The 14,668-nt window shown below is 65.7% G+C and carries 14 protein-coding genes; 9 read left to right on the top strand and 5 right to left on the bottom strand.

Annotated elements, in window-relative coordinates; all coding sequences use genetic code 11:
* Positions 1–194: 194 nt before the first annotated feature.
* Positions 195–1,076: a LysR substrate-binding domain-containing protein gene (locus tag CAG41_RS04445; protein ID WP_085580330.1), complete on the bottom strand. Its 882-nt coding sequence runs from the start codon at positions 1,074–1,076 to the stop codon at positions 195–197.
* Positions 1,077–1,220: 144 nt separating this feature from the next.
* On the opposite strand from CAG41_RS04445, the gene CAG41_RS04450 reads away from it, so the two are divergent.
* The 6 genes from CAG41_RS04450 (at position 1,221) to CAG41_RS04475 (ending at position 8,641) form a co-directional block, all read left to right on the top strand.
* Positions 1,221–2,858, top strand: a complete 1,638-nt coding sequence (locus CAG41_RS04450; protein ID WP_085706729.1) for a 5-guanidino-2-oxopentanoate decarboxylase — start codon at positions 1,221–1,223, stop codon at positions 2,856–2,858.
* A gap of 8 nt (positions 2,859–2,866) precedes the next feature.
* The gene (locus CAG41_RS04455; RefSeq protein ID WP_170930266.1) at positions 2,867–4,315 is read left to right on the top strand and encodes an aldehyde dehydrogenase family protein; all 1,449 of its coding nucleotides are present in this window, start codon (positions 2,867–2,869) and stop codon (positions 4,313–4,315) included.
* Between the two features lie 215 nt (positions 4,316–4,530).
* Entirely contained in the window at positions 4,531–5,634 is a 1,104-nt protein-coding gene (locus tag CAG41_RS04460) for an ABC transporter substrate-binding protein (RefSeq protein ID WP_085580338.1), read from the top strand.
* Positions 5,635–5,818: 184 nt separating this feature from the next.
* On the top strand, positions 5,819–6,727 hold the full coding sequence (locus CAG41_RS04465) for an ABC transporter permease (RefSeq protein WP_085580340.1): 909 nt from the start codon (positions 5,819–5,821) through the stop codon (positions 6,725–6,727).
* A complete protein-coding gene (locus CAG41_RS04470; protein WP_085580343.1) occupies positions 6,724–7,572 on the top strand; it encodes an ABC transporter permease in 849 nt (282 codons plus the stop codon). Before CAG41_RS04465 ends, CAG41_RS04470 begins: the two co-directional genes overlap by 4 nt.
* Before the next feature lie 13 nt (positions 7,573–7,585).
* On the top strand, positions 7,586–8,641 hold the full coding sequence (locus CAG41_RS04475; RefSeq protein ID WP_085580345.1) for an ABC transporter ATP-binding protein: 1,056 nt from the start codon (positions 7,586–7,588) through the stop codon (positions 8,639–8,641).
* An 80-nt stretch (positions 8,642–8,721) separates the two neighbouring features.
* On the opposite strand, the gene CAG41_RS04480 is transcribed toward CAG41_RS04475, so the two are convergent.
* Positions 8,722–9,651 (bottom strand): AraC family transcriptional regulator, encoded by a 930-nt coding sequence (locus CAG41_RS04480; RefSeq protein WP_085580347.1) that lies wholly within the window; start codon positions 9,649–9,651, stop codon positions 8,722–8,724.
* Between the two features lie 337 nt (positions 9,652–9,988).
* Between CAG41_RS04480 and CAG41_RS04485 the strand changes: the two genes are divergently transcribed.
* Positions 9,989–10,342: a putative quinol monooxygenase gene (locus CAG41_RS04485; RefSeq protein ID WP_085580349.1), complete on the top strand. Its 354-nt coding sequence runs from the start codon at positions 9,989–9,991 to the stop codon at positions 10,340–10,342.
* A gap of 43 nt (positions 10,343–10,385) precedes the next feature.
* Positions 10,386–10,628, top strand: coding sequence for a hypothetical protein (locus CAG41_RS04490; protein WP_085629497.1), 243 nt, complete (start codon positions 10,386–10,388; stop codon positions 10,626–10,628).
* A gap of 3 nt (positions 10,629–10,631) precedes the next feature.
* Here the strand turns inward: CAG41_RS04490 and CAG41_RS04495 are convergent, their stop codons facing one another.
* Positions 10,632–11,261, bottom strand: a complete 630-nt coding sequence (locus tag CAG41_RS04495) for a flavin reductase family protein (RefSeq protein ID WP_085580353.1) — start codon at positions 11,259–11,261, stop codon at positions 10,632–10,634.
* A gap of 243 nt (positions 11,262–11,504) precedes the next feature.
* Positions 11,505–11,864 (bottom strand): hypothetical protein, encoded by a 360-nt coding sequence (locus CAG41_RS04500; protein WP_085706730.1) that lies wholly within the window; start codon positions 11,862–11,864, stop codon positions 11,505–11,507.
* 340 nt (positions 11,865–12,204) lie between these two features.
* Here CAG41_RS04500 and CAG41_RS04505 point away from each other — a divergent pair, with 340 nt between their 5' ends.
* Positions 12,205–12,963 (top strand): hypothetical protein, encoded by a 759-nt coding sequence (locus tag CAG41_RS04505; RefSeq protein WP_085706731.1) that lies wholly within the window; start codon positions 12,205–12,207, stop codon positions 12,961–12,963.
* A gap of 151 nt (positions 12,964–13,114) precedes the next feature.
* Here CAG41_RS04505 and CAG41_RS04510 read toward each other — a convergent pair whose 3' ends face one another.
* The gene (locus CAG41_RS04510; protein ID WP_085629501.1) at positions 13,115–14,434 is read right to left on the bottom strand and encodes an MFS transporter; all 1,320 of its coding nucleotides are present in this window, start codon (positions 14,432–14,434) and stop codon (positions 13,115–13,117) included.
* Positions 14,435–14,668: the final 234 nt, after the last annotated feature.

Genomic DNA, 14,668 nt, shown 5'->3' on the forward strand with positions numbered 1-14,668 from the left:
TTTCGCCATCGCCAGCAGGCTGGCTCCCACAGGGGCCGGCGGGGAGCCCGCTCGCGAAGGTGTCAGTTCAGAATGCTCATGTTCCTCCGCCATCGCCGGCAACGGGTTCCCACAGGCTTCTCGGCGCCGCCGATCCTTGTGGGAGCCAGCCTGCTGGCGATGACGTCAGTGAAGACGCCGCAAAACCCAGTGGTTCAGCGGGTATGCGCCTGCTCCACCAGCCACACCATCAATTCCCGCAGCTTCGCCGACGGCTCTGGCCTGTCCGGCGCCACCACGTAGTAGCCAAGCCCTGTCTTGACCTTCAGATCGAACGGCGTCACCAGCCGTCCGGCGTTCAGGTCATCGCCGATCAACGACCAGTCACCGATCGCCACACCCGTGCCGTGGGAGGCCATCGACATGGCCTGGTCCAGCGTCTCGAAGTGCTGACCGCTGCCGATGTTGTTCAGCCGCAGGTCGGCGGCCTTCAGCCAGAGCGTCCAGTCCTGGTCGTCATGGGTGGGGTGCAGCAGCAAGTGTTGTTGCAGATCGGCCGGAGAGTTCAGGCCCGGTGCGCCCTTGAGCAGCACCGGCGAGCAGACCGGCGTCAGCTGTTCGTCGAACATGTGCAGCGCGGCCGGCAGATCGTGGGGCGCGGTGCCGTAGATCACCGCCGCGTCGAACTGTTCACGCTGGAAGTCCACCCCGTGCTGGAGCGAGGCGGTCAGCTTCACCGGCGCGTCCGGGCGTTCGCGCTGCCACTGCATCAGGCGCGGCAACAGCCAGCGCATCACGCAGCTCGGTGCCTTGAGTTGCAGGGTCTCGCGCTTGGCGCCGATCTGCTCCACCGAATCGCCGATCAGGTCGAACACCTGCTGCACCTTCGGCAGCCATTCGCGGCCTTCGGCGGTCAGTTCCAGCCCCCGGGCCAGGCGGATGAACAGCTCATAGCCCAAATGATCCTCGAGCCCTGCGATCTGTCGGCTCACCGCGCCCTGGGTGATGTGCAACTGCTCGGCGGCCCGGGTGAAGTTGCAGCACTGCGCGGTGACCAGAAACGTGTGCAGGGCGGGCAGGGGAGGCAGTCGTTTCATGTGGATCCAAGGTATGACGTGAGGACATGGCTAGTATGAGCTTTTATCGATTGTTGCGGCTATGGGGCGCCCGTTTCAATGAGGCCATTCCCGGACTCCCGCAAAAGGAGGCCGGAGTCTCAATCGAACAAGAAGGGCATAACCATGGCGACATGCGGCGAAGTACTGGTCAAGTTACTCGAGGATTACGGAGTCGAGCAGGTGTTCGGCATCCCGGGGGTGCACACCGTGGAGCTGTATCGCGGGCTGGCCCGTTCGAGCATCAACCACGTCACCCCGCGCCATGAGCAGGGCGCCGGCTTCATGGCCGACGGCTATGCCCGCACCAGCGGCAAGCCGGGCGTGTGCTTCATCATCACCGGTCCCGGCATGACCAACATCACCACCGCCATGGGCCAGGCCTACGCCGACTCGATCCCGATGCTGGTGATCTCCAGCGTGCAGTCGCGCAGCCAGTTGGGCGGCGGCCGCGGCAAGCTCCACGAACTGCCGAACCAGAGCGCGCTGGTCGGCGGTGTGGCGGCGTTCTCCCACACCTTGATGTCCGCCGCGGAACTGCCGACGGTGCTGGCCCGGGCGTTCGCGCTGTTCCAAGCCGGGCGTCCGCGTCCGGTGCACATCGAGATCCCGCTGGACGTGCTGGTGGAAGACGCCGATGACCTGCTCGCCAGCGTGCCGGTGCACATCGACCGCGCCGGTGCCGCACCGTCTGCCGTGAACCGCATGGCCGAACTGTTGGCGGGTGCAGAGCGTCCGCTGATCCTCGCCGGCGGCGGCGCCATCGACGCGGCCGCCGAACTCACCGAACTGGCCGAACGGCTGGACGCGCCGGTGGCGCTGACCATCAACGCCAAAGGCATGTTGCCGTCGGGCCATCCGCTGCTGATCGGTTCGACCCAGAGCCTGGTCGCCACCCGTGCGCTGGTGGCCGATGCCGATGTGGTGCTGGCCATCGGCACCGAGCTGGCGGAAACCGACTACGACGTCACCTTCGCCGGCGGCTTCGAGATTCCCGGCCAACTGCTGCGCGTCGACATCGACCCGGACCAGACCGTGCGCAACTACCCGCCGCACGTGGCGCTGGTGGCCGACTCACGCAACGCGGCCCAGGCGCTGCTCAGCGCGATGGCCCATCACCCCCTGGCCGAGCGCCGCAACGATTGGGGCCAGGTGCGCGCCGCCCGCCTGCGCGAGGAACTGGCCGCCGGCTGGGACGCGCCGGCCCTGGCCCAGACCCGCTTCCTGGAAACCGTTCTGCACGAGTTGCCGCAAGCGGTGTTCGTCGGTGACTCCACGCAACCGGTGTACACCGGCAACCTCACCTTCAACCCCGACCATCCGCGCCGCTGGTTCAACGCCTCCACCGGCTACGGCACCCTCGGCTACGCCTTGCCGGCGGCCATCGGCGCCTGGCTGGGCGGCCGCCTGGAGCAAGGCGCGCGCCCGCCGGTGGTGTGCCTGATCGGCGACGGCGGCCTGCAGTTCACCCTGCCGGAACTGGCCAGCGCCGTGGAGGCGCGGGTGCCGGTGATCGTCCTGTTGTGGAACAACCAGGGCTACGAAGAGATCAAGCGCTACATGGTCAACCGCGCCATCGAACCGGTGGGCGTGGACATCTACACCCCGGACTTCATCGGCGTGGCCCAGGCCCTGGGCTGTGCGGCCCACTCGGCCGGCTCCGTCGAGCAACTGCGCGGCGCGCTGCGGGCGGCCACGGACCGTCAGGGCCCGACCCTGATCGAAATCGACCAGACACAATGGATGAAGGCGGTGGCGCAATGAGTTCGGCCCTGAATTTCCCGACGACCCTCGACGGTCTCTACATCAATGGCCAATGGTCGTCCGGCGGCGAACACCTGCGGGTGATCAACCCGGCCACCGAAGCGCTGCTGACCACGGTCAACGGCGGCGACGAGCGCGCGGTCGACCGGGCGGTGGCGGCAGCGGCCGAAGCCTTCAAGGCCTGGTCGAAGACCACCGGCGCCGAGCGTGCGGCGATCCTGCGCAACATCGCCAACGGCGTGCGCAACGGCCGCGAACACCTGATGAAGCTGCAGTCGAGCAACAACGGCAAGCCGCTGTTCGAGGCGGTCATCGACGTCGATGATGTGATCGCGACGTTCGAGTACTACGCCGGGCTGGCCGACAGCCTGGACGCCAAGAACGACGCGGAGGTGCCGCTGCCCAGCGACGACTTCAGCGCCCGCGTGCGCCGCGAGCCCTGCGGTGTGGTCGGGCTGATCGTGCCGTGGAACTTCCCGATGGTCACCACCGCGTGGAAGCTCGCCCCGGCCCTGGCCGCCGGCTGCTGCGTGGTGCTCAAGCCGTCGGAGGTCACGCCGCTGGCGGAGCTGGAGCTGGCGGCGATCATCGCCGAGTCCGGCCTGCCTGACGGCGTGTTCAACCTGGTCTGCGGCACCGGGCTGGCGGTGGGGGCGCCGCTGGCGGCGGATCCGCGCATCGCCAAGGTGTCGTTCACCGGCAGCAACGCGGTGGGGGTGCAGGTGATGCAGCGCGCCGCCGAGACCGTGAAGGGCGTGAGCCTGGAGCTGGGCGGCAAATCCTCGCTGCTGGTGCTGGCCGACGCCGACCTCGACCTGGCGGTGGAACTGGCCTGCGGCGGTGCCTTCTTCAACGCCGGGCAAATGTGCTCGGCCACCAGCCGGGTGCTGGTCGCCGATGAGCTGGCCGACGAATTCCTCACGCGGCTCAAGGCCCGCGCCGAGAGGATCCGCGTGGCCGACCCGTTCGACCCAGACGTGGAGATGGGCGCGCTGGTCAACCAGGCGCAGTACCAGCGGGTGCTCGGCCACATCGACCGCGGCCTGAGCGCCGGGGCGAAGCTGGTGTGCGGCGGCAACCGTCCCGCCGACCTCGCCCGCGGCTACTTCTTGCAGCCGACGGTGTTCACCGAAGTGCCCCTGGACAGTGCGCTGTGGTGCGAGGAGATCTTCGGGCCGGTGGTGTGCGTGCGCAGTTTCGCCACCGAGGCCGAGGCGATCGCCCTGGCCAACGACAGCCGGTTCGGCCTGGTGGCCAGTGTGGTCACCCGTGACGCCGAAGCCGCGGACCGGGTCGCCGACGCCCTGCAGGCGGGGCTTGTGTGGCTGAACGCGCCGCAGGTGATCTTCCCGCAGACGGCGTGGGGCGGCTACAAGCAGAGCAGCCTGGGCCGTGAGCTGGGGCCGTGGGGACTGGCCGCGTTCCAGGAGATCAAGCACGTGGTGCGGGCGCTCTGAACGCCCGAAAAAAGTGAACGCATGCCTCGCAATGAGGCATGCGCCGGCGTCATGGCTCCAATGAGTTTTTATCGATGGTCAGCGCTTGCGCCCGACCTCAGGATGAATCCGCCGACCTCGCCCAAGCCCTTTGAAACCGGGGCTTTGGCGGTTCCGGACGGTCAGCGCAAGGGTTGCGGTCAATCTCATACTTACAAGAACAAAGGGAGTCCTTCATGGGCGAGCACGATCTGAACAGGCGTCAATTCATCAAGACCGTCGGCGTGGCCTCGGTGGCTGCGGCGGCGTTGAGCATGCCCTTCATCCGGGCGAGCGCCAGCGACACCCGTTTCGCCGGCAAGACCCTGCGCCTGCTGACCTGGTCGGATGACACCGGCCTGGCCGCGTTGCGCAACATCGCCGCGACCTTCGAGGCCAAGACCGGCGCCAAGGTGATCGCCGACCGCACCGGCAGCACCTCGGAAATGGTCGCCAAGCTCAAGGCCGGCGGCGACCGTCCGCAGTACGACATCATCACCCTGGCCGGCGTCGGCGCCGAAGGCCTGGCCGCCGCCGGGCTGCTGGAAAAGCCCGACCTGAACCGCATCCCCAACCTGATCGACGTGCCGGAAAAGTACCGCACCGGCGCCAACGGCCACGGCATCGGTTACCTGCTGTGGTGCAACAGCCTGGTCTACAGCACCCGCACCCAAAGCACGGCGCCGGACAGCTACGCCGCACTGTGGGACGCTGACCTGGCGCCGAACATCTTCCTGCCGCCGCCGAACTGGACCGAGGCGATGGACCTGATCATCATCGCCGCCAAACTGGCCGGCGGCGACGAGCACAACATCGAGCCGGGCTTCAAGAAACTGGCCGAGCTCAAGGACCGCGTGGTGACCTTGGGCGAGAACCCCAACCAGATCGCCGAACTGTTCCGCACCGGCTCCCTGGACATGGGCGGGCTCTACGCCCCGGCGTTCTTCCCCAAGCAGATCCGCGACGCGAACTACGGCCTGGGCGCCACGTTCGGCATGAAGGAAGGGTTCTACACCGACCTGATGCTGTCGGTAATGCCCAAGAACCGTCCCGGCGACACCGACCTGGCCTACGCCTTCATCGATCACTCCCTCGACCCGCTGGTGCAGGGCAAGATGGCCGAAGACATCTTCAACGGCCCGGTCAACGCCAAGGCGATCATCTCCGCCGAGGCGCGCAAGAGCCCGTACATCCTGACGCCGGAGCAGATCGCCGAGAAGGCGATCATGCACGACAACGCCTTCCTGGCCACCGTGCATGACCAGTGGATCCGTCGCTACACGGAAATCTTTTCTTCCTGAGCCGAACGCAACCTTCAGAACACCGCAACCCCCTGTGGGAGCTGGCTTGCCAGCGATAGCAATCTGTCAGTGAGTTCATTTCGACAGGTCGGCCGTCATCGCTGGCAAGCCAGCTCCCACAGGGTTCGCGGGGGTTTGGAAATCTGTGTTTGTCAGTTGTTTTTCCATTGACGAGATCATTGCCATGGAACATCAATCCCTGACCCACCCGGTCGGCGCGGCCGACGTGCGCCCGGCGCGCGGCGTTTCGCCCACCGTCCGGGCGTGGTTTTTCCTCACGCCGTCGATGCTGTTCCTCGGCGTGCTGATCGCCGCGAGCCTGCTGGTGCTGCGCATGAGCATCGGCACCAAGGGCGCGGAGTGGACGGGCTTCAGCCTGGCCAGCTACGCGCAGCTGCTCGAACCGTACTACCTCAAGTCGTTGCTGCTGACCCTGCGCCTGGCGCTGATCAGCGCGGTGATCGCCGTGCTGCTGGCGATCCCGGTGGCGTACACCATGTCGCGCCTGACGTCGCCGTTCGTGCGGCGGATCTTCCTGGCGGCGGTGCTGCTGCCGCTGTTGGTCAACCTGCTGCTGCAGAGCTACGGCTGGCTGGTGATCCTCGGCCCCGGCGGCATGCTCAACCAGACCCTGATGGGGCTGGGCCTGATCAAGCGGCCGATCATGCTGCTGTACAACCAGAACGGCGTGCTGATGGGGCTGGTGCAGACCGCGTTCCCGCTGGCCGTGCTGCCGATCGCCAGCGCCATGCGCGGCGTGTCCCGCAGCTTCGAAGAGGCCGCCGCGACCCTGGGCGCCAGCCGCTGGCAGGTGTTCCGCCAGGTGGTGCTGCCGATGAGCCTGCCGGGGATCATCACCGGCGCGACGCTGGTGTTCGCCTACAACGCCAGCAGCTTCGTGGTGCCGCTGCTGCTGGGCGGGCGGCGGGTGCCGATGCTGGCGGTGATGGTGCACGACCAGATCGCCCCGCTGATGAACTGGCCCGCCGCGTCCGCCGCAGGCGTGGTGCTGATCGCCACCACCCTGGCGATCATGACCCTGTCCGAATACGTCACCGGCCGCCGTCGCCGGTTGCTGGAGGCTTCGCAATGACTGCCCTGACCAAGAAGCGCCACGCGCTGCTGCCCGGCGACACGGGCAAGTTCGCCGGGATCCTGTCCGGTGTGATCCTGCTGCTGGCGGTGCTGCCGATCCTGACCATGATCGTGATGTCGTTCAGCGGCGCGTCGAACCTCGACTTCCCGCCGGCCAGCTACAGCCTGCAATGGTACAAGGCCGCGTGGCACACCTTCGTCTCGCCGGACGCCAGCGACGTGCTGAGCCTCGGTCAGGCCATGGCCACCAGCCTGCTGGTGTCGTGCCTGACCATGGTCTTCGCCACCCTGATCGCAGTGCCGGCGGCCTACGCGCTGACCCGCTGCGAGTTCCGCGGCAAGGCCGTGGCGCTGCAACTGATGTCGCTGCCGCTGGTGTTCCCGATGGTGGTGCTGGGCCTGGCGATGCTGTTGGTGTTCGACAGTCTGCCGTTCCACATGACCACCTCGCGGCTGGTGATCGCCCACGTGATCCTGGCGCTGCCGTTCGTGGTCAAGAACTGCACGGCGGCCATGCTCTCCATCGGCAGCGAGGTCGAGGAGGCGGCGCAGATGCTCGGCGCCTCGCCGCTGCGGGCGATCGTCGATGTGGTGGTGCCGCTGATGAAGTCGGGGATCCTGGCGGGCATGCTGCTGGCGTTCATCGTCTCGTTCAACGAATTCACCGTCACCTATTTCCTCTACACCATCGACGTCATGACCGTGCCGATCTGGATGTACAGCCGCACCGTGTCCTCGCTCGACCCCACCGTATTCTCGTTTGCCGTGCTGATCGTGCTGATCGACTTCGTCCTGATCTGGGCGCTGGAGAAGCTGGTGGGCGAGGGCGGCGTTTCCTTCTGATTTGAGGTGCAACATGTCTGGACTGATTCTGGAAAACGTCGAGAAGCATTACGGCTCGGCCTGCGCGGTGAAAGACGTCAACCTGCATTTGCCCCAGGGCAAGCTGGTGTGTTTCCTGGGGCCGTCGGGCTGCGGCAAGACCACCTTGCTGCGCATGATCGCCGGGCTTGAGACCCTCACCGGCGGCGAGATCCGCCTGGACGGCGAGGACATCGGCCACACCCCGGCGCACCTGCGCAACTTCGGCATGGTGTTCCAGTCGCTGGCGCTGTTCCCGCACATGACCGTGGGCGAGAACATCGCCTATCCGTTGAAGCTGCGCGGCGTGGGCAAGGCCGAGCAGCGGGCGCGGGTGGTGGAGCTGCTGGAAATGATCCAGCTGCAGGCGATGATCGACCGCCCGGTGGCCAAGCTCTCCGGCGGCCAGCGCCAACGGGTGGCGATCGCCCGGGCGATTGCCTCGCACCCCAAGATCCTGCTGCTCGACGAGCCGCTGTCGGCGCTGGACGCCAAGCTGCGCGAATCGATGCAGGTGGAGATCCGCCAACTGCAGCAGCGCCTGAACATCACCACCATCATGGTCACCCACGACCAGCGCGAAGCCATGACCATGGCCGACATCGTGGTGGTGCTGGGCGAGCACCGGGTGCAGCAGGTGGGCACGCCCATCGAGATCTACCGGCACCCGGCCAACGAATTCGTCGCGGACTTCATCGGCTCGGGCAACATTTTCCCGGCCACGGCGCTGGGCGACGGCAAGGTCGTGCTGCCGGGCGGCGATGCGCTGCAGGTGCCGATCTGCAGCAGCATCGTGGTGGGCCAGAAGGTGAAGATGCTGATCCGCCCCGAAGACCTGCAACTGTCGGCGCCCCAGGCGACGGCGGGCAACCGGCTGCTGGGCACGGTGACGTTCGTGCGCGACATCGGCGCGACCATCGAGACCACGGTGGAGTGTTCCGGGGTGACGTTCACCGCATTGAGCACGCCGTGCCAGGACATCGGCCTGGGGATCGGGCATCCGGTGTCGGTGACATTGCCGTCCGAGGCGTGCCGGGTGCTGGGAGCTTGATCCGGCCGTGATGCCGGCAGCGCCGGCCCCATCGCCAGCAGGCTGGCGATAGGGCCGGGCGCAGCACCGCAAAAATTGGATCAGACCGTGAGCCGCAACCGCGCCAGATCCCGCAGCGGCGGCGCGCCGAACAGCCGGCTGTACTCGCGGCTGAACTGCGACGGACTTTCATAGCCCACCCGATACCCCGCCGCCGAGGCCTCCAGCCCTTCGGTCAGCATCAGCCGCCGGGCCTCTTGCAGGCGCAGTTGCTTCTGGTACTGCAGCGGGCTCATCGCTGTCATCGCCTTGAAGCGGTGATGCAAGGTGGAGACGCTCAGGTTCACTTCCTTGGCCAGGTCATCGATGCGCAACGGCTGCTCGAAGTTGCCGTTGAGCCATTTGATCGCCTGGCTGATGCGGTGGCTCTGGCTGTTGGCGATGGCGATCTCGTACAGCCGGTGGCCCTGGGGGCTGCGCAGCAGGCGATAGAGGATCTCCCGGCGGATCAGCGGCGCGAGCATGGCGATGTCTTTGGGCGTGTCGAGCAGGCGCGCCAGGCGCAGCACCGCGTCGAGCATGGCGCTGTCGATCCGTTCGACGTACAGGCCGCGCCCGGTCGGCCGGGTCGGCACGCCCATGGGGCCGGCGTCGGCGATCAGCGCGGTGATTTCCGCCGGGTCGATGTCCAGGCGCACGGCCAGGATCGGCTCGTCGGGCGAGACGTTCACCACCCGCCCGCTCAGCGGCATCGAGACCGACACCACCAGGTAGTTCAAAGGATCGTAGTTGAAGTACTCGTCCGCCAGCCGCACCTCCTTGCGTCCCTGGGCCATGATGCACAGCGCCGGTTGCGCCAGCACCGGGGCGAAGTCATGGGACTGGGTGTGGCGGGACATGAACAGCGAACCGATGGCCGTGGCGTAGCTGCCGTCTTCCGAGGTGTTGCGGCGGATGAGCGTCGCCAGTTCCGCGCGCTGCTTTTCCATGTCGGCGTCCAGCGGGGCTGGGAAATGTTCGGGTGACGTCATGCACGACCTCCTCGGCAAGGGCGGTGAAGTGGGGCAGAGCATAAGTTTGTGCAAGCGTGAGCGGTAGACACATCCTGTCAAATGCTTGCCTGATCCTGCACGGGGTTGCCTCGGCCCCCAGACATGACAGGACGCAGGCGGGCAAACTTGCTCGAAACCTGTGTGACAGCACCGTGACAGGCCTTCACACTTTTTTACAGTGCCTTGAGGCAGTTTCGCAGGATCGTGCAAGGCAACGGCAGGAATCGACTAACGGCGCCCGGCAGGCGGCCCGTAACCTTGGATCCTGTCGCAGCCCGTCCCCGGCTGCCACGCGACTCCCTGGGAGGGATTGAACATGTCCAAGCAAATTCCCGTCAGTCATATGGCCTTCATCCGGGCGCGCGCCGGGCGCTCGGAAGAGTTGGGCGTGCGCCTGAGCGCGCTGATCGAGCCGTCCCGCGCCGCCCCCGGTTGCCTGAACTTCGCCTTGCAGCATTCGCAGTGCGATCCGCAGCTGTGGCTGGTGTCCGGCTTCTGGAGCAGCCAGCAGGCGATGACCGCCTATTTCGCCAGTCCGTCGATGGAGGTGTTCGGCGAGCTGGTGCAGGACCTGGTGGTCAACCAAGTGGATTTCCACACGTTCAAGGAGGTGTCGGCCGCCCAGGCGCTCGGCGCCTGCGGTGCACCGGTACACAAACTCGCCGGTTGAGGGTTTAATGGCCGGCCTATTTGACTGAGCCGGAACCTGAGACATGGCACGTAAAGAGTTCGCACACTTCGAAGCGGTTTCCGCTGTGGTCCCCGTCGAGCTGGGCGGCAACAAGGGCTATTACGCCGCCATTGCGGTCAAGGCCCTGGTCGATGGTGGCGCCCCGCGTTTCCACAAACTGCTGGATGAACAGGTGTTCCCCGGCGCCATCACGGCCGACGACGCCGCGACCCGCGAGCTGAAACGCCTTCAGGGCGTCAGCGACGACGCCGAACTCATCTGGTGAGCCTCACTTGACCGCACCCGGTCGCCACATCTTGAACAACGCTTGCGGCCCCAGCTGGAAATAGTCCGCCGGCCCGCCGCCGCGCAGAATCGGTTCTGCGGCGGCGGTGTCGTAGATCCCGTCCTTGAGCAGCCATTTGGCGATGTGCACGGCGACCACTTCGCCGAGGATCAGCCAGCTCGGCACTGTCTCGCCATTCGCCCGTTGCAACTGAATGATCTGAGTGACCTTGCATTCGAAGGACACCGGGCTTTCGGCCACCCGCGGCACCGCAATCACTTTCGACGCCACGGTGGTCAAGCCCGCCAGTTCGAACTCGTCGACCTCAGGCCCAACCGCCGCGCAGCTCTGGTTCATCTGCTCGGCCAGCGGCCGGGTGGCGAGGTTCCAGGCGAATTCGCCGGTCTGCTCGATGTTGTTCAGGCTGTCTTTGCGGCCCACGCTGGAGAACCCGATGATCGGCGGGATGTAGTTGAAGGCGTTGAAGAAGCTGTACGGCGCCAGGTTCAGCCGGCCTTCGGCATCCTGCGACGAGATCCAGCCGATGGGGCGCGGACCGACGATGGCGTTGAACGGATCGTGGGGCAGGCCGTGGCCGTTGGCGGGTTCGTAGAAGTGGATGTCGTCGGGCATGGTGGGGGTGTTCCTGGAAGGCTGTGTTCTGAGGGGGGCCATAGTGCAAGCGCGGGGCGCTGATTGCCAGTCCGGTGCAGGCGCCTGTGGGGCAACTGTCTTGATTCTGTCTCGTGGTGACTGGGCTGGCGCCATCGCCAGCAGGCTGACTCCCACAGGGTTTTGCTTGGGACCTCGCAGCTGTGTCGCTGCAGAAATGAACAAGCCCGGCATTGGCCGGGCTTTGGTGTTTGCATCCGCGGTTCAGCTGATGGCAGCGGCGGTGCCGGTCTTGTCGAAGCCGTCGGCGGCGATGGCGTTGGCGGTGCCGGTCTTGTCGAAGCCGTCGGCAGCGATGGCGTTGGCGGTGCCGGTCTTGTCGAAGCCGTCGGCGGCGATGGCGTTGGCGGTGCCGGTCTTGTCGAAACCGTCGGCGGCGATGGCGTTGGCGGTGCCGGTCTTGTCGAAGCCGTCGGCGGCGATGGCGCCGGAGGTGCTGTGTTCGACCGAGGCGCTGGCGCCGGAGATGAAGTCGGCGGATTTGGTCTTGTCCGAACCGTCGGCGGCGAAGGTGTTGGCGGCCAGGAGGGACAGGGTCAGGGCGAGGATCAGTTTGGTGTTCATGGTCGTTTCTCCGTGTTCGTTGGCGTTGTGTCTTGCTTGAGTTGAATGCTACGCCAATAAAATTGATTAAAAAGCGCAAATTAATGCTGATAACAATCGATTAACTAGATGTTAAGGGCGACGCATCGGATTCGCTTCCGTCCTCGGGCGAACGTCGCGCAGTCAATCGATCAGGTGAGTGCAGGATGGGGCAGCGGCATTAACCGGTGATTAATCGCTGTTTTGGCCCGTGTGACAGATTTTTCATGGAACGCCGACCGGTTTTTCACCCCTCGGACGCCAGTCTGCCGGCGGCCAGAAATCGAACAACCGGCCGTCACACACGGGAGCTCTTGCGTTCATGAATAAACTGCCTCAAATCACCCTGGCGTTCTGGGTGATGAAAATCTGCGCGACGACCCTGGGGGAAACGGCGGGGGATCTGCTGTCGATGACCCTCGACGTCGGTTACGCGATCAGCTCGCTGATCCTTATCAGCGTGTTCGTCCTGACGCTGGTCACGCAACTGAAGGCCAAGACCTACAAGCCGCTGCTGTACTGGATCGTGATCCTGTCCACCAGCACCGCCGGCACCACCCTGTCCGATTTCATGGACCGCACCCTGGGCCTGGGCTATGCCGCGGGCTCGATGATCCTGATCTCGATCCTGCTGGCGATCTTTGCGGCCTGGCGCCTGAGCGGCGACTCGCTCAACGTCAACAAGGTGCAGACCTTTCGCGGCGAGATGTTCTACTGGATGGCGATCCTGTTCTCCAACACCCTGGGCACCGCGCTGGGCGATTACCTGGCCGACGACTCGGGCCTGGGCTTTGCCGGCGGCGCGCTGCTGATCGGCTCGGCGATCGCGTTGGTGGTGCTGCTCAGGTATTTCACCAAGATCTCGTCGGTGGCGCTGTTCTGGGTGGCGTTCGTGCTGACCCGGCCGTTCGGCGCGACACTGGGTGACCTGATGACCAAATCCCATGAGAAGGGCGGCCTGGACTTCGGCACCGTCGGCTCGTCGGCGGTGCTGGCGGGGATCCTGGTGGTGATGATCGCCGGGGCGGCGTTTGCGCAGAAGCGGTACGGCAGCCGGCAGCGGGTGGCCGAGTCCGCTTGATGCCGGGGTGATCCCCATCGCCAGCAGGCTGGCTCCCACAAGGAATGGCGGTGAACACGGGGTTGGTGGACACCGCCGACCCCCTGTGGGGGCCACCCTGCTGGCAATGGGGCCATTGCAGTCACCCTTGCGGTGACTGCACGGACAGCTGTCAGTCAGTCACGATCCGCGAGTGCTTCTGGGTGTCCTTCATGGTGATGTACACCAGCAGCGACACGGCGATGCACGCGGTGACGTACCAGTAGTAGCCGGTCTCCATGCCGATGCTCTTGAACCACAGCGCGATGTACTCGGCGGTGCCGCCGAAGATCGATACGGTCAGCGCGTACGGCAGGCCGACGCCCAGGGCGCGGATTTCGGTCGGGAACAGTTCGGCCTTCACCACCGCGTTGATCGAGGTGTAGCCGCTGACGATGATCAGCGCCGCCATGATCAGGAAGAACGCGCCCCACCAGCTCTGGATGGTGTGCAGGGTCATCAGGATCGGCACGGTGAAGATCGTGCCCAGCACGCCGAAGGCGATCAGGATCGGACGCCGGCCGATCTTGTCCGACAGGCCGCCGATGACCGGTTGCAGGCACATGAACAGGAACAGCGTCGCCGCCGAGATGGTGGTGGAGTCGGAGATGCTCATGCCGACGGTGTTCACCAGGTACTTCTGCATGTAGGTGGTGTAGGTGTAGAAGGCCAGGGTGCCGCCCATGGTCAGGCCGACCACGGTCAGCAGTTCCTTCGGATGGCGGAGCAAGGTGCGCATGGCGCTTTCCTTGGACTTTTCCTTCTTCACGAACGACTCGGTCTCTTCCATGCCGCGGCGCAGGTACAGCGCGACGATCGCGCACAGGGCGCCGATGGCGAACGGGATGCGCCAGCCCCACGCGTACAGCTGTTCGGTGGTGAGGAACTGCTGCAGCACGATCAGCACGCCCAGCGCGATGAGCTGGCCGGAAATCAAAGTCACGTACTGGAAGCTGGAGAAGAAGCCGCGACGCTCCTTGGTGGCCATTTCCGACAGGTAGGTGGCTGAGGTGCCGTACTCGCCGCCGACCGACAGGCCCTGCAGCAGGCGGGCGAACACCAGCAGGATCGGCGCGCCGATGCCGATGGTTTCGTAGTTCGGGCTCAGGGCGATGATCAGCGAGCCGAAGCACATCAGGTACACCGACGCCATCAGCGCGGCCTTGCGGCCCTTGCGGTCGGCGTACAGGCCCATCAGCCAGCCGCCGATGGGGCGCATCAGGAAGCCCACGGCGAAGATCGCGGCGGTGTTCATCAGTTGCGCGGTGGTGGAGCCGGCGGGGAAGAAGGTCTTGGCGAAGTACAGCGAGAAGGCGGCGTAGACGTACCAGTCGTACCACTCGACCATGTTGCCGACGGAACCGCTGAAGATCGACTTGATCCGGCTGGCGGTGGTTCTTTCCTTGGCCGGCGCGGCAGCTGCCCCAAGCGGCAGGATGTTGGAGTTATCCATTGAAGGATCCTTCGGTTAATTGTTTTTGTGGAGCGCGTCGAAACGCAGCCTGCGGGGGCTATAGCAGGAGGTGTGCCAAGGGGCGGAGGGCCGGTTTAGAGGGGGTAGGCGCGGTTGTTGAGCGGAAATCCGCTTGTTGCGCGGAGGGTGATGAGCGGAAATCCGCCTATCTTGGCGCCCGCATGGAGGGCGTGTGCCCCGCTATCTGTGGGAGCCAGCCAGCCTACTGGCGAT

The organism is Pseudomonas sp. B35(2017), from assembly GCF_002113645.1.
Taxonomy (GTDB): domain Bacteria; phylum Pseudomonadota; class Gammaproteobacteria; order Pseudomonadales; family Pseudomonadaceae; genus Aquipseudomonas; species Aquipseudomonas ekonensis.

Excerpts from the sequence above, each read along its gene's own strand:
- CAG41_RS04445 (WP_085580330.1), bottom strand. The coding sequence starts at position 1,076 with ATGAAACGACTGCCTCCCCTGCCCGCCCTGCACACGTTTCTGGTCACC.
- CAG41_RS04450 (WP_085706729.1), top strand. The coding sequence starts at position 1,221 with ATGGCGACATGCGGCGAAGTACTGGTCAAGTTACTCGAGGATTACGGA.
- CAG41_RS04460 (WP_085580338.1), top strand. The coding sequence starts at position 4,531 with ATGGGCGAGCACGATCTGAACAGGCGTCAATTCATCAAGACCGTCGGC.
- CAG41_RS04465 (WP_085580340.1), top strand. The coding sequence starts at position 5,819 with ATGGAACATCAATCCCTGACCCACCCGGTCGGCGCGGCCGACGTGCGC.
- CAG41_RS04470 (WP_085580343.1), top strand. The coding sequence starts at position 6,724 with ATGACTGCCCTGACCAAGAAGCGCCACGCGCTGCTGCCCGGCGACACG.
- CAG41_RS04475 (WP_085580345.1), top strand. The coding sequence starts at position 7,586 with ATGTCTGGACTGATTCTGGAAAACGTCGAGAAGCATTACGGCTCGGCC.
- CAG41_RS04480 (WP_085580347.1), bottom strand. The coding sequence starts at position 9,651 with ATGACGTCACCCGAACATTTCCCAGCCCCGCTGGACGCCGACATGGAA.
- CAG41_RS04485 (WP_085580349.1), top strand. The coding sequence starts at position 9,989 with ATGTCCAAGCAAATTCCCGTCAGTCATATGGCCTTCATCCGGGCGCGC.
- CAG41_RS04490 (WP_085629497.1), top strand. The coding sequence starts at position 10,386 with ATGGCACGTAAAGAGTTCGCACACTTCGAAGCGGTTTCCGCTGTGGTC.
- CAG41_RS04495 (WP_085580353.1), bottom strand. The coding sequence starts at position 11,261 with ATGCCCGACGACATCCACTTCTACGAACCCGCCAACGGCCACGGCCTG.
- CAG41_RS04500 (WP_085706730.1), bottom strand. The coding sequence starts at position 11,864 with ATGAACACCAAACTGATCCTCGCCCTGACCCTGTCCCTCCTGGCCGCC.
- CAG41_RS04505 (WP_085706731.1), top strand. The coding sequence starts at position 12,205 with ATGAATAAACTGCCTCAAATCACCCTGGCGTTCTGGGTGATGAAAATC.
- CAG41_RS04510 (WP_085629501.1), bottom strand. The coding sequence starts at position 14,434 with ATGGATAACTCCAACATCCTGCCGCTTGGGGCAGCTGCCGCGCCGGCC.